The 12,719-nt window shown below is 41.1% G+C and carries 15 protein-coding genes; 5 read left to right on the forward strand and 10 right to left on the reverse strand.

What is annotated here, in order from left to right; genetic code table 11:
- Position 1 precedes the first annotated feature (1 nt).
- From ctaD to cyoE, 3 genes are all read right to left on the reverse strand, one after another.
- Positions 2 to 1,837 carry a cytochrome c oxidase subunit I gene (gene ctaD / locus FTX54_RS09880; protein WP_147802430.1) on the reverse strand — a complete coding sequence of 612 codons (1,836 nt, stop codon included), beginning with the start codon at positions 1,835 to 1,837 and terminating at the stop codon, positions 2 to 4.
- A 27-nt stretch (positions 1,838 to 1,864) separates the two neighbouring features.
- Complete coding sequence (gene coxB / locus FTX54_RS09885; RefSeq protein WP_338484428.1) at positions 1,865 to 2,863, reverse strand: cytochrome c oxidase subunit II; 999 nt, start codon at positions 2,861 to 2,863, stop codon at positions 1,865 to 1,867.
- A 94-nt stretch (positions 2,864 to 2,957) separates the two neighbouring features.
- On the reverse strand, positions 2,958 to 3,869 hold the full coding sequence (cyoE, locus tag FTX54_RS09890; protein WP_222706836.1) for a heme o synthase: 912 nt from the start codon (positions 3,867 to 3,869) through the stop codon (positions 2,958 to 2,960).
- A gap of 410 nt (positions 3,870 to 4,279) precedes the next feature.
- Between cyoE and FTX54_RS09895 the strand changes: the two genes are divergently transcribed.
- On the forward strand, positions 4,280 to 5,179 hold the full coding sequence (locus tag FTX54_RS09895) for a COX15/CtaA family protein (protein WP_147802433.1): 900 nt from the start codon (positions 4,280 to 4,282) through the stop codon (positions 5,177 to 5,179).
- 61 nt (positions 5,180 to 5,240) lie between these two features.
- Here the strand turns inward: FTX54_RS09895 and FTX54_RS09900 are convergent, their stop codons facing one another.
- On the reverse strand, positions 5,241 to 5,690 hold the full coding sequence (locus FTX54_RS09900; RefSeq protein WP_147802434.1) for a Dps family protein: 450 nt from the start codon (positions 5,688 to 5,690) through the stop codon (positions 5,241 to 5,243).
- A 393-nt stretch (positions 5,691 to 6,083) separates the two neighbouring features.
- Positions 6,084 to 6,380, reverse strand: coding sequence for a YlaN family protein (locus FTX54_RS09905; protein WP_147802435.1), 297 nt, complete (start codon positions 6,378 to 6,380; stop codon positions 6,084 to 6,086).
- A 167-nt stretch (positions 6,381 to 6,547) separates the two neighbouring features.
- On the opposite strand from FTX54_RS09905, the gene FTX54_RS09910 reads away from it, so the two are divergent.
- Entirely contained in the window at positions 6,548 to 7,045 is a 498-nt protein-coding gene (locus tag FTX54_RS09910; RefSeq protein ID WP_147802436.1) for a peptidyl-prolyl cis-trans isomerase, read from the forward strand.
- A gap of 132 nt (positions 7,046 to 7,177) precedes the next feature.
- Here FTX54_RS09910 and FTX54_RS09915 read toward each other — a convergent pair whose 3' ends face one another.
- Together FTX54_RS09915 and FTX54_RS09920 are read right to left on the reverse strand one after the other, a co-directional pair.
- On the reverse strand, positions 7,178 to 8,497 hold the full coding sequence (locus tag FTX54_RS09915) for a PhoH family protein (protein WP_147802437.1): 1,320 nt from the start codon (positions 8,495 to 8,497) through the stop codon (positions 7,178 to 7,180).
- Between the two features lie 199 nt (positions 8,498 to 8,696).
- Positions 8,697 to 9,152 (reverse strand): pyridoxamine 5'-phosphate oxidase family protein, encoded by a 456-nt coding sequence (locus FTX54_RS09920; protein WP_147802438.1) that lies wholly within the window; start codon positions 9,150 to 9,152, stop codon positions 8,697 to 8,699.
- A gap of 189 nt (positions 9,153 to 9,341) precedes the next feature.
- On the opposite strand from FTX54_RS09920, the gene FTX54_RS09925 reads away from it, so the two are divergent.
- On the forward strand, positions 9,342 to 9,545 hold the full coding sequence (locus FTX54_RS09925) for a YlaI family protein (protein ID WP_147802439.1): 204 nt from the start codon (positions 9,342 to 9,344) through the stop codon (positions 9,543 to 9,545).
- Between the two features lie 292 nt (positions 9,546 to 9,837).
- Here FTX54_RS09925 and FTX54_RS09930 read toward each other — a convergent pair whose 3' ends face one another.
- On the reverse strand, positions 9,838 to 10,185 hold the full coding sequence (locus FTX54_RS09930; RefSeq protein ID WP_147802440.1) for a YlaH-like family protein: 348 nt from the start codon (positions 10,183 to 10,185) through the stop codon (positions 9,838 to 9,840).
- Between the two features lie 171 nt (positions 10,186 to 10,356).
- Between FTX54_RS09930 and FTX54_RS09935 the strand changes: the two genes are divergently transcribed.
- Complete coding sequence (locus tag FTX54_RS09935; RefSeq protein ID WP_147802441.1) at positions 10,357 to 10,560, forward strand: DUF5325 family protein; 204 nt, start codon at positions 10,357 to 10,359, stop codon at positions 10,558 to 10,560.
- Positions 10,561 to 10,602: 42 nt separating this feature from the next.
- Here FTX54_RS09935 and FTX54_RS09940 read toward each other — a convergent pair whose 3' ends face one another.
- Together FTX54_RS09940 and FTX54_RS09945 are read right to left on the reverse strand one after the other, a co-directional pair.
- Complete coding sequence (locus FTX54_RS09940) at positions 10,603 to 11,376, reverse strand: inositol monophosphatase family protein (RefSeq protein ID WP_147802442.1); 774 nt, start codon at positions 11,374 to 11,376, stop codon at positions 10,603 to 10,605.
- A gap of 219 nt (positions 11,377 to 11,595) precedes the next feature.
- Positions 11,596 to 11,784 carry a hypothetical protein gene (locus FTX54_RS09945; protein ID WP_147802443.1) on the reverse strand — a complete coding sequence of 63 codons (189 nt, stop codon included), beginning with the start codon at positions 11,782 to 11,784 and terminating at the stop codon, positions 11,596 to 11,598.
- Positions 11,785 to 12,017: 233 nt separating this feature from the next.
- Between FTX54_RS09945 and FTX54_RS09950 the strand changes: the two genes are divergently transcribed.
- The gene (locus FTX54_RS09950) at positions 12,018 to 12,662 is read left to right on the forward strand and encodes a YktB family protein (protein ID WP_147802444.1); all 645 of its coding nucleotides are present in this window, start codon (positions 12,018 to 12,020) and stop codon (positions 12,660 to 12,662) included.
- Positions 12,663 to 12,719: the final 57 nt, after the last annotated feature.

Consider the following 12,719-nt stretch of genomic DNA (forward strand, 5'->3'; position numbering starts at 1 on the left):
ATCAGCCCTCCCCCTTATCTTTTTTAATTTCTGATACCGGAATATGGTACCCGTGATCTTCTTTTATAGATCGAATGAACATCATCGCAAATGTCAGTAACAGACCCGCTCCTATTACAAACCATGCAGAATAAATTACTCCAAATGCTGCGATAGATAATCCGAGAGCAATGAAAATTGGAAGAATCGATCCATTTGGCATATGAATCTCATCCAATGGCTCTGCCGCTTTCATTTTTCCATTCCCGGACATTTTTTCGTACCACAGTGCGTCCAGATCACGAATGAGAGGCGTCTGAGCAAAATTGTATTCCTGGACCGGTGAAGTTGTAGCCCACTCCAGTGTACGTCCATCCCAAGGATCCTGAACATTGTCAGTATTCTTTCGTGATATAAGCACGTTAATCACGAGCAGAATAAAGGCAACGGCCATTAGGAAAGCCCCCATCGAACTAATAAAGTTCATTTCATTAAATCCTTGTCCATCCAGATAAGATGCCACTCTGCGAGGCATGCCAATTAATCCGAGGAAATGCTGAATAAAGAATGTCAGGTGGAAGCCGATTAAGAATAACCAGAAGAACCACTTACCGAGGCTTTCGCTCAAGCGGTATCCAAACATTTTAGGCCACCAGTAGAAAGTTCCAGCAAAAATACCGAAAACTGAACCTCCGATTATGACGTAATGGAAGTGAGCCACTACGAAGTAAGTATCGTGGAACTGATAGTCTGCGGCACTCATTGCCAGCTGCACGCCCGTTACGCCGCCTAGAACGAAGGAAGGGATAAAGGCTAATGCGAACAGATTTGCTACAGTAAAGCTGATCCGTCCTCCCCACAGAGTGAGAAGCCAGTTAAATATCTTAATACCAGTAGGTACTGCTATAGCCATCGTCGCAACTGCGAAAATAGCATTTGCGACAGGTCCCATGCCTACTGTAAACATGTGGTGGGCCCATACCATGAAGCCTAGAAAACCAATGATCATTGTTGCAAATACCATTGCTGAATAACCAAAAAGACGTTTTTTTGCAAAAGTAGAAATTATTTCTGAGAAAATACCGAAGGCCGGCAGAATCAGGATATATACTTCCGGATGTCCAAATATCCAGAAAATATGCTGATAAATAACTACGTTACCTCCCATAGCTGTATCGAAGAAAGCTCCTCCAAACACCCGGTCCATCATAAGAAGCAAAAGACCAATTGTCAGTGCAGGGAAAGCGAAAAGAATCAGCATAGAAGTAACGAATGTCGTCCACGTGAACAAAGGCATACGCATCATGCTCATGCCTGGGGCACGCATGTTAACGATCGTTACAAGAAAGTTAATAGCGGACATTAATGTACCAGCACCGGCAACCTGGAGACCCATAACATAAAAGTCGACCCCGTTACCTGGTGAGGTTGTCGAGAGTGGTGCGTAAGCTGTCCATCCGGCATCCGGCGCTCCACCGGCCAGCATACTAATGTTAAGAATAATACCACCGAAGATGAAAAGCCAAAGCCCCAGGGAGTTAATAAATGGGAAGGCAACATCCCGGGCTCCTATTTGAAGCGGCATAACAAAGTTCATAAAACCGAAAAATAGTGGCATGGCTGCCAGGAAAAGCATCGTCGTACCGTGCATAGTTAATAATTCATTATAAGTTTGTTCTCCTAAAAAGCCCATTTCCGGGAACATCAGCTGAATACGCATTAGCATTGCTTCTATACCAGCGATGGTAAAGAAGAAAAGACCGCCGAAGAAATACATGATACCAATCTTCTTATGGTCTACGGTAGTCAGCCAGTCCCAGAGCACGCTTTTCTTAGACGAAGCTGTGCTGTTAGACACGAGAAAATACCTCCCTTTTTAAACAGTTTACTCTAATACTTTCAGTCCATCGATATACTCAATTAAAGCATCCATTTCTTCGTCCGAAATAGTGTTTTCATCAAAAGCCGGCATTTGATTGTCAGGCTTCAAGGATGCAGGATCACGAATCCAGTCGTGAATATTTTCTTCTTCGTAATCAAGGAAACCGGCTACGACCGTTCGTTCACCAAAGTTCGTGAAGTTAGGTCCTTCTGCTCCGCCATCTTCCCCTACTGCATGGCATTGAATACAGTTAGCTTCAAAGATTTCCCTGCCCTCTACAGCTACTTCACCTTCCGGCTCCGTGAGCTCCTGGTCGGGTTCAGCCATTCCTTCTGCCCACGTATCAAATGTATCAGGATCGACTGCAAGTACTTTAAAATCCATCAGCCAGTGAGAAGCACCGCAGAGTTCTGTACATTTACCGAAATAAACTCCTTCTTCCGGGGCTTCGAACCATAAATCATTTGTAATTCCGGGGACATTATCCTGTTTACCAGCGAGAGAAGGAACCCAGAAGGAGTGAATAACATCACTGGCGTGAAGTTCTACGACAATTCTTCTATCCGTAGGGATATAAAGATCCTGTCCTGCGTTAACTTCGAGATCAGGATAGACAAATTCCCACCAGAACTGATGAGCGTGGGCCTCAACTACCAGAGGTTCTTCTCCTTCCGCTTCTTCTCCTTCCGCTTCTGCCTCTTCCCCATTTTCAGGGATACCAGTGTCAGCCAGAGTAAACGTTTCCATTACGTTTGGAATTGCAAGAATAAGGAGCAGCAGAATAGGAATAGCTGTCCAGATAAACTCAAGAGCACGATTCCCGTGAACCTGTTTCGGAATGTGCGTATCGCCCGGTTTTTCACGGAAGCGAATAAGTACAAAGGTATAAATGGCAAATACAACCACAATTACGAAAATCATGACGTATAGGGACAGCTGAATCAGGGACAGCTGCATCTCTGCAACCGGTCCACGGGGATCCAGTGCCGATAAGTTTTCCACTCCGCATCCTGCCAGAAGCAGTATGAAAGAAAATGGAAGCAATCGCATAAGGTGCTTCATCTCGTCATAAACCCCGCTTTCTTTTTTTACATTTTTAGAACATGTGTACAATTACCATCAGCACAAACATAATAGTCAGATAATTCAAGGAATAAATAAACATGCCTGTTGCCCATTTCATATCATCTTTCGATTTAAAACCAAGCAGGCCGTAAACAAGCCATCCTCCTCCCATTATCAGAGCAGCAGCAGTATATACAATTCCGAAATCTGCAACCATTAAAGAAACTGGAATCAGTGCTCCTACGTACCAGATAATTTGACGCTTCGTGAGCGAAAAGCCCGCTTTCACAGGAAGCATTGGAATACCGGCTGCCCGGTACTCTTCGACTCTCCGCATCGCAAGAGCCAGGAAATGAGGCGGCTGCCAGATGAACATGATCAGGAAAAGTGTCCAGGCATATGGATGAAGGCCGGGATCAATTGCAGCCCACCCAATCAGCGGCGGTACTGCTCCGGCAAAACTGCCGACAATCGTATTCAGCGTTGTCGTACGCTTCGTCCACATCGTATACAGAACAACATAAATAACCAGTCCTATTACACCAATTAAAGCAGCTGTCACGGAAGCGGCCGCTAATAAGGCAGTCCCTGCTATTGACACTGCCAAACCATATGTAAGTGTCTGCTTTCCTGACAAGGTCCCATTGACCGTAGGCCTTTCTTTTGTCCGCTCCATCAAGTGATCGATATCACGATCAATAAAGTTATTCAGTGCACTTGCTCCTGCAATAATAAGAGCAGAACCCAGTAAAGCTAAAAAAGCTGTTAAAGCATTAGCTGCAAGTGTCGTACCAGTGTAATAAGTAGCCAGATAAAGACCGGCAAAAGTAGTGATCAAGTTGGACATTACTATTCCGGTTTTGGAAATAGTTAAATAATCGCGCCAGCTTACCGATGCTTCCGGGATTCCACGTACATCTGTGACTGTTTCTGCTGAAGACATTGCATTCAGTTTACTCAATTTCATTCACCCCCTGTTTATATAATCTTTTTGCTATAGTTAAGCAAAATAATGATTATAAATGCTTCCTCCCCTCACAGTTTAAGGATTTACTAAGAATTACACAAGTTAACATCCTCAAAAAATGCAGGCATAACAAAAAGAATGACAGTTTGCACCGCTCATACACATTATAAAGGAAGGATCACTCTTTTTCATCACATTTTTTTAGAGTTACTATATCTGTTACATGGTTTGTGACGATTATGTGAAAGTCGTTTCTTCTTATAACATTTGCTATATTATAGAGAGTGCTCAGGGTTTAATGTTAAATAAACCATGGAATAAATTTGCTTTTTTAGTGTTGAATTTCTATACTAATATATTTAATTACACGAAAGATGGTGAACAGGATGCATCGACTCCTTAAATTTTTTGGAATTATAACCACTTTGGGAATGCTGCTAGTATTAATTCAAGGAGCCCTCGTTACTCAGACAGGTTCAGGAGAGGCCTGCGGACCAGAATGGCCTCTTTGTTACGGACAGGTAATCCCTGAAAACCCTACTATAGAAACAATGATTGAATATACCCATCGTATTGTTTCAGGGGTTCTCGGATTAATGGTTATCACTCACGCTCTTTGGAGCTGGAAAGTAATCGGTCACCTTAGAGAAACAAAACTTTTTTCCGTACTTGCCGTCGGTTTTATTATTTTCCAAGGACTTCTAGGAGCTGCAGCGGTAGTCTGGGGGCAATCAGATGCTATAATGGCACTGCATTTCGGTTTTTCCCTTGTTTCGTTTGCGAGCGTACTTCTTTTGACTATTTTAGCTTTTGAAGACGGAAAACCAAATGCATTGACTCGTCCTAAAATTACAAGCAGCTTCCGCGGTATGATTATTTTCAATCTCATTTTTACGTATCTTGTAGTTTACACAGGAGCCTATGTAAAACATACGGGATCTGGTGGAGCATGTGAAGGCTGGCCTCTTTGCAATGGCCAGCTCTTCCCTGCTCTAGATGGCAGAGTAGCCATTCAGCTCGGACACCGGTTTGCAGCCAGCCTTTTGGTCATTACAATTTTGATTATGTTCATCCAGATGCTGAAATCCCACGTGAAAAACAAACCGCTGCTATACAGTGGATCATTCAGCCTGGTTCTAATCCTTTCTCAGGCTGCAAGCGGTGCTGTCGTTATTTTTACCGGATTTACTTTATATGCTACTCTTTCCCATGCAGTAATCGTAAGTGTATTATTCGGCACCCTCAGTTATATGACAATGGTTGCTTCCAGAGCGAATAAATTATAAATGAAAAGCAGCCTGCGGCTTTGAAACCGCAGGCTGCTTTTTTATTATCCACGTCTTAAGTTTATTTTTCTCCAAGATATGCGCGCATCATCCAGTTGTGCTTCTCAACAGACTGACGGATACCAATCAGCATGTCTGCCGTTGCTTCATCATCAGCATCATCTTCAAGCGTTTCTATATCTTCTTTTAATTCGTTGGAAATTTTATCAAAATCTTTTACCAGTGCTCTTACCATATCCTTGGCTTCTATTTCTCCTTCCGCTTCATCAAGCGTTGTTTTCTCCAGATAGCCCTTCATTGAAGCAATAGGTTTACCCTTAAGAGCCAGCAGCCTTTCTGCAAGCTCATCAATATGTTCTGCAGATTCATTGTAAAGTTCCTCGAATTTTTCGTGCAGGGTAAAAAAATCAGGTCCCTTTACATACCAGTGATAATTATGGAGTTTTACAAACATTACGTTCCAATTCGCAACGTGCCTGTTTAGAATTTCAGTTGTCTGCTTATGTGCCATAAATAAATCAACCTCCATTTTTATTATCAAATGATTTTCCTACTACATATAATTTACCTCTGCTAAGTAATCTTAAACATATTCATGAATTTCATAATAAGAGTCAACACAGTAAAAGCCCGGTAGAACACATAACTTCCCCTTAAGTACATAGGTTTCCGGTGCTTGTCTTTATGTGAACAGCTCGTCGAAAAATTCGCAGGATCGGGCTCATTTTCCTCGGGTCCGCCGTCTTTAACTGCGCTCATTTTCAAAGTGGATATCAGCTTTTAATTCTCTATAAATATTCGTATATTTATGGAAAGAACTTATTACATTAGTTGATACAGAAATGAAGATGGAAAAGAAAAAACTGCCTCGAAAGGCAGTTTTTTCTTGAACTATGTGAAAAATCTATGCATTGTTTTCCCGTGCGCGCATAGTCGCTTCATGTAAAGCAGACAACTGCTGCTCTAACTGAGTAAGAAGCTTTCTTCCTTCTTCTTCTGAAACGAGCTTCAGCCGAATCGCGAAATCTATTTCGCGTGATAAACCGAACATCTGCGTATCTAAAACCTCTTCATAGAGAGGACACTGAGGCATCGTCAAATTTTTCATTTGCACTTCAATAAGTTTGACAATTTTCTCCGCGTCTTCTTTCAGAAGGGCATAGGCTTTTTCGCTCTGTTCGGACAGGGTTTCAATGGACACGCGAATCCCTCCTCTACTTCAAAAAAGCATTAACGCATCGCAAAGGCGATACAGATGATGCTTTAATATTATCATATCGGTTCTAATCAAAAATTGCAACAATAGATGCAGAGATGACATCTCTCTTCAAGCCTATTATACTAGAAAGAGAAAGGCAGGTGGTGGGCATGGATAATATGCTCGTAAAAATCACAGGACTGGTAAAATATCCTATTATGATTGATCCCGGTGTCTGGATTTTTGATGAAAGACGTGAGGATATGGAAAAAATATTCGAAAGTTCAGAGCTCAAACAGTCAGAGCGGGATTATGCTGCGCTTGGAAAAGCATTTGATGAACAGCGTAAAGGAGCTAAACCTCCTCAAACAAATGAAAATAAAGTAACAGTGAGTAAAAAAGATTTAACTGAGAAATCATTCGGTATTTCATTAGCTCCCTTTATGAAAAATGCAGAACCCACTGAAGAAGCAGAGTCAGTCCGTCTTTACCGTTCAGGAGGTAAAGAAGATATTGTTCTGCCTCTCAGGCAGGTAGAAGAAGGCATTGTGGCTTTTTCAAATTCCGGAAACCCCCTCAAGGAAAGCGGGCCACTTCACTTTTACTACCGGGACGGCTCTAATCGTGAAAACCCAATTACCCATGTTCAGAGTTTCTCAATAGAATAATTCCTTCATGCTTATTCTTCACTTGAAAAAGACTGAACGAATGTCACTAACGAAAAGAGGACTCCCGCTCACACCGCGGGGGTCCTCTTTAGGTACAAAATCTTTACTTTTTGAAAGGAGAATTTTTTCACATTAGAGTAAATCTGCAGCAAGTTGAGCCAGACCGGAACGTTCCCCTTTCTCGAATTTCATATGACCCGAGATATCAGCATGCTTCATTCTTTCAATAACGTAGGAAAGACCATTCGTGTATTCATCGAGATAAGGATGATCAATTTGTTTCGGATCCCCCATTAAAACAATTTTACTTCCTTCCCCTACTCTGGTAATGATCGTTTTCACTTCATGTTTAGTCAGGTTTTGAGCCTCGTCAATTATAATATATTGATCCGGTATACTTCTTCCCCGGATATATGTCAGGGCCTCGACCTGAACCGACGACATTCCGGCTAAAATGTCTTCCAGCTCTGTCGCTTTATTAGTATTAAACAAAAATTCCAGATTATCGTAAATTGGCTGCATCCAGGGGCGCAGCTTTTCATCTTTTTCTCCCGGGAGATAACCGATATCTTTTCCTACCGGTACTACCGGTCTGCAGACAAGGAGTTTTTTATATTGATGCATATCTTCTGTCAAATACATTCCACAAGCCAGAGAGAGGAGGGTTTTTCCTGTTCCTGCTTTTCCTACAAGCGTTACCAGTGGTATATCTTTTCTTGTAAGGAGCTCCATCGCCATCCGCTGCTGAACATTTCGGGGACGGATCCCCCATATGCCATCTGATTCTCCCAGAAAAAGATCGATCTTTTCCATTTTTTCGTCAGCCATAGCCAGTGCAGAGCGTGAGGGATTCGAAAGATCTCTGAAAATATAAAAATGATGAGGCAGAGTAGTTTTAATACCGGCTTCAATCAAACGAAGATTTTTCTTTTGAAAAAGCCGGTCCATCGTATCAGAATCCATCCATTCTTCGCTGTAACCTTTATAAATGTGATCAAACTGAGCTACACGATCAGTAAGATAATCTTCAGCATGTACTTCTAAAGCGTCCGCTTTTACACGCAGAAGAGCATCTTTAGTGACAAGAACGATGTTTTGAGAATTTTCCGCTTCTTCCATCATGTTAAGTGCAATAGCTAAAATACGATTATCATTCGTTTTTTCTAATCCATGCTTTTCCAGCTGATCGTGGGAGCGATGATTTAATTCTACAATCAGCCGCCCGGAACCCGGAAGCTCTACTCCTTCATGAAGCTTTCCTTTCGTTCTTAATTTATCTAATATACGTGCCACTTCTCTTGCATTTCGACCTATTTCATCTGTCAGTCTTTTTTTAGTGTCTATCTCTTCCAGTACAACAGCAGGTATTACTACAGTATTCTCTTCAAATGACTGAATAGAAAGCGGGTCATGAAGCAGGACATTTGTATCTAGAATATAAGCTTTAATCATGGCTCTCCCTCCAAATAGAACATCATGGTCTACAAAGCATGATTGAAAAGACCGGGCAGAAAATGAACTTTAATAAATTGCTTACTTACGCGGGGGATTCCCCCGTTTCGTAATTCCACTCAAAGCTCAAATGTAATACGGATGGAGAAAAGTGCTTCCCTTTACGATGCCCGGGACGAGATCCCCCCGCCAAAAATTTTTATCCCTTTTGAAGAGCCGCCATAACTTGATTATCCAGTTTGACTGCAGCTTCTTCATCATACGTTTTTTCGAATTTTGGTTCCGCTGTTAAACGGGCTCCATAAAACATTACATCCCGTACTTCCTGAATTGTCAATTCGATTAATGTGAGTTTTAAAGGCACTTCGTCCATTGTCTCTTTCAGCACTTTGGCTCTTCCTGAAAGTGAATAAGTTGATCCTTCAGCAATTAATGTCATTGTTACCTGGGGCTCTTCCTGGATATTCGCAATTATTTTTGAACGTTTATCTACTGCAAATCTTACAGTACTGGCATTTTTAGCAAAAATCCAGGAGATGGCATTGACACTTGGCGCCCCTGTTTCTTTATTTACAGTAGCAATAGTTACGTAATGTTCTTCCTGCAGGGTGGAGAGTAAATCTTCTGTAAGCGATGTTTCAATTCTATTTCCCATCGGAATAATACCTCCTTCAACTAACTGGTTCCTTTTAAAAGGAAAGGAACTTAATTAATATTATTCGACGTCCGTAGGTTAATTCCTTCCTCTACGTCTGGGCTTTCCAATGTAAATTCAGGCTCTGCGGAAACATACATGTTACACTTATTATGTATACTTTTAATAAATTAAGAAGGTGATGAAACTATGAGAGTCAAATGCGTACTATGCGACAAAATAGAAAAAATTAATTCTGATCTGCCTCTTGCTAAAAAGCTTCGAAACCGGCCCATTCATACGTATATGTGTGATGAGTGCAGTGACCGCGTTGCGCAGCGTACAGAAGCCAGGCTTCAAACCGGTTCATTTCGCAAACACCACAAAGAAGAAGAAACAGATGAGTATATTTAATAAATCGTTATTTTCTAAATATCTGAAAAAAATATTTCCATATGAAAATCTTAATACACAAAAAAAAGAGCGCCAGGCAGAAACGACTGCCAAAACGCCCATACCCTCCAGTACACAAATCCCGGCAGCCTAGACTGCATCATGCAGCTCACTTTGAAAAAGTGCTGCATGTTTTGACGAATCCCGGATGGAAAAAATATTCAATTATGACTCCCCTGCTATCAAGCGTCAGCAATTCATTATCAATGCCGACAATAAAAAAACAAGCTGTGCGGGCAGCCGCACAGCTTGTTTAAGAAGTCTGATTTTGTTCTTCACTCTGTTTGTGACGCTTAAGCTGTAATTTATAAACTCCCAGAACAATCGCTGCAATAAATAACGATTCGATAATTGGCAGAGTAAATGCCAAAAATGTGATGAAAATATTTCCGAAAAGCATCATTCCATAAATAACAACGTTTTTCAGGAGAGGAAGTTTACGGGCAAATCCTAAATTAAATACGAGCACACTTAAAAGATTAATTAAAATGTAGAGCACTATAAAAGCCGTGAGAAAATTTTCAGGATTTCCGGCGCCCAAAAATTCTGCAAGCGGAGTCATATTTGGGGCAGTGACTTCATTATTTGAAGCATAAAGCATGGATCAATCCACTCCTAAACACTAAATTCTTATATCCTCCCCACTATAGCATAAATCACTTCTCCCGGCACAGGAAGAACACTGATTGTCACACATAATTCAAGAGTTATGCTCTCTTTTCATCTTCGCAAAATTAAAGTACACTATACGTAGTTAAAGGAGGCACGAAGAATGCGTTCATTTGATATTATTTTCTTTATGCTCGCTGTCGGAGGAACCATCGGAATGATCGGTCTCGGTATAGCACTTGCTCAGCTGAGCTTTTTGCTGTTTATCATTTTTGGCGGTCTGCTTGCAGGATGCGTAGTTTACGGTTTTAAAAGGAAAAAACGCCTTTTTGGTGAAGGCAGATATGCTTCAGAAAGCCAGAATTGAAGTTTAACGACAAAAAAGTCCGGCCTAATCAGCCGGACTTTTTTATCGCGATTTTAATTCTTTCTCTATTTGCTTATATATTGACGGGTTTGCTGCAAAAAGTGTATCCACGTCCAAAAAAGTCAATTTTTCTCCACGGTAATTTGTTGCGACTCCCCCGACTTCATTCAAAAGGGCACAGCCTCCTGCAATATCCCAGGGAGCTAGTTTCTTACTTATATAAGCATCCAGTCGTCCAGCGGCTACATAGGCAATTTCAATGGCCGCTACTCCATAGGATCTCGTTCCGCGCACCTGCTCTACAACGCTCTGAAGGTCCTTATCTTTTAAAACCCAGCCTGTGTTAAAACTCACCAAAGCTTCATCGAGAGGACGTTCTTTTAGTAACGGGAGCCTCTGGTCATTTAAATAAGCTCCTTCTCCTTTAACGGAGACAAAAAGCTCACGGTTCATCACATCGTAAATAACTCCGATTAAAGGCACACCATCTTCAAAAATACCAACGGAAATAGCAAAGTTGGTCCCCATATGAACGAAATTAATCGTACCGTCAATTGGATCAAGAATCCAGACAACGCCGTCAAGATCTTTAATATTTTCAAAGGAACCCTCTTCTCCCATTAACCGATGCTCAGAGAAATTTTTGGAGATTTTATCTTTAAAGAATTTTTCGACATTTCTGTCTACATCAGTAACTAAATCGTCTTTATCTTCTTTTGTATCGATTCCATAAGTATACTTCATCTGTTCTCTAATATAATCAGCAGCTTCTTTCACATAGGAAACTGCAGTATCCTTAAGCATATTTTTATCCATGCCTGCTTCCACATCCTTTTGGTCAATTCGGTGATGTTCTTACTTATATCACACAGGGAGCAGGTCAAGCAAATAAAAGAGGGGTATTTAGAGCAAGGAGTGGTAAAGCCCGTAAAAATCCCTCCATGAGAAATTCATCATGAAGGGCAAAGTGCAATATCTGCAATGCCTATATATGGACGTCCCTGCTGAAAAATTAAATGTTGAGCAGCCAGTAATTTAAGCTTCGAGGCGAAGCCATTCTCCGCGCAGCTCTTCAAGCTTATGTTTACTAAGCTTCACCTGGTCTGCTTCGTCAGCCTGCATTGCGTCAAAAAGTGTCTGCAGTTCGTAATCGATCTCCAGTTTTAATACCGGGATACGACGTTCCCCATCTTTTCTCTTTAACGTTTGAATGACCTTCTCCATGATTCGCACCCCTTTTTCTCCGAATAAGCTCCGGATTTTTTAACTCGATAAATACCCCTATGCATATTTAATAATGAGTTATTATAAGGTTAGTGTATTTATCGGAATTTTGCAACTATTTATTTGTTTATTTTTAAATTTCCACATTTTCATTATATTTAAACCTCTTTATTGTTAATCGTCAGGAACTTTTGCTACAATATGTAATATTCTAAACGTAGGTTGGTGGTTTTATAGTGTTTAATGGATTTAAAGAAAATGATTTTGATGTATTTGCAGTAGAAGGTCTCGATAACAGGATGGATGCTTTAAAAACTACGGTTCGCCCAAAATTGGAAGAAATTGGTTCTCATTTTAAAAGCGTGTTAACCGAACAGACCGGGGAAGAAGTGTTTTTCCACGTAGCAAAACATGCCCGCAGAAAGGTAAACCCTCCAGAAGATACCTGGGTAGCTTTTTCAAATAATAACAGAGGCTATAAGAAGCTTCCCCATTTCCAAATCGGCCTTTTCGGCTCTCATCTGTTTGTATGGTTTGCAGTTATTTATGAGTCTCCTGTCAAACAGGAACTTGGACGAGAATTCCAGCAAAGTCTTGACGATATTCATTCTCAAGTCCCCTCTTCATTTGAATGGAGCGTTGACCATACAAAACCCCAAACGATCTCACATGCAAATTTATCTAAAGAAGAGCTGAATAAGATATTTTCACGTCTGGAAACTGTTAAGAAAGCTGAGCTTCTCTGCGGTATTACAATCGATGCCAGCGCCCCTGTTCTAAAAGATGGCGATGCATTGCTCGGGGAAATCGAAAAAACTTTTTCTCAGTTAATGCCTCTATATAGGGCAAGCATGAACCTCTATGAACAAAAAGTATAAGGTATTAACAGAGGCTGCCTCCAAAGTAATATGGATGGCAGCCTCTTAAACTTTGAA

It is taken from the genome of Alkalicoccus halolimnae, from assembly GCF_008014775.2.
GTDB classification, from domain to species: domain Bacteria; phylum Bacillota; class Bacilli; order Bacillales; family Salisediminibacteriaceae; genus Alkalicoccus; species Alkalicoccus halolimnae.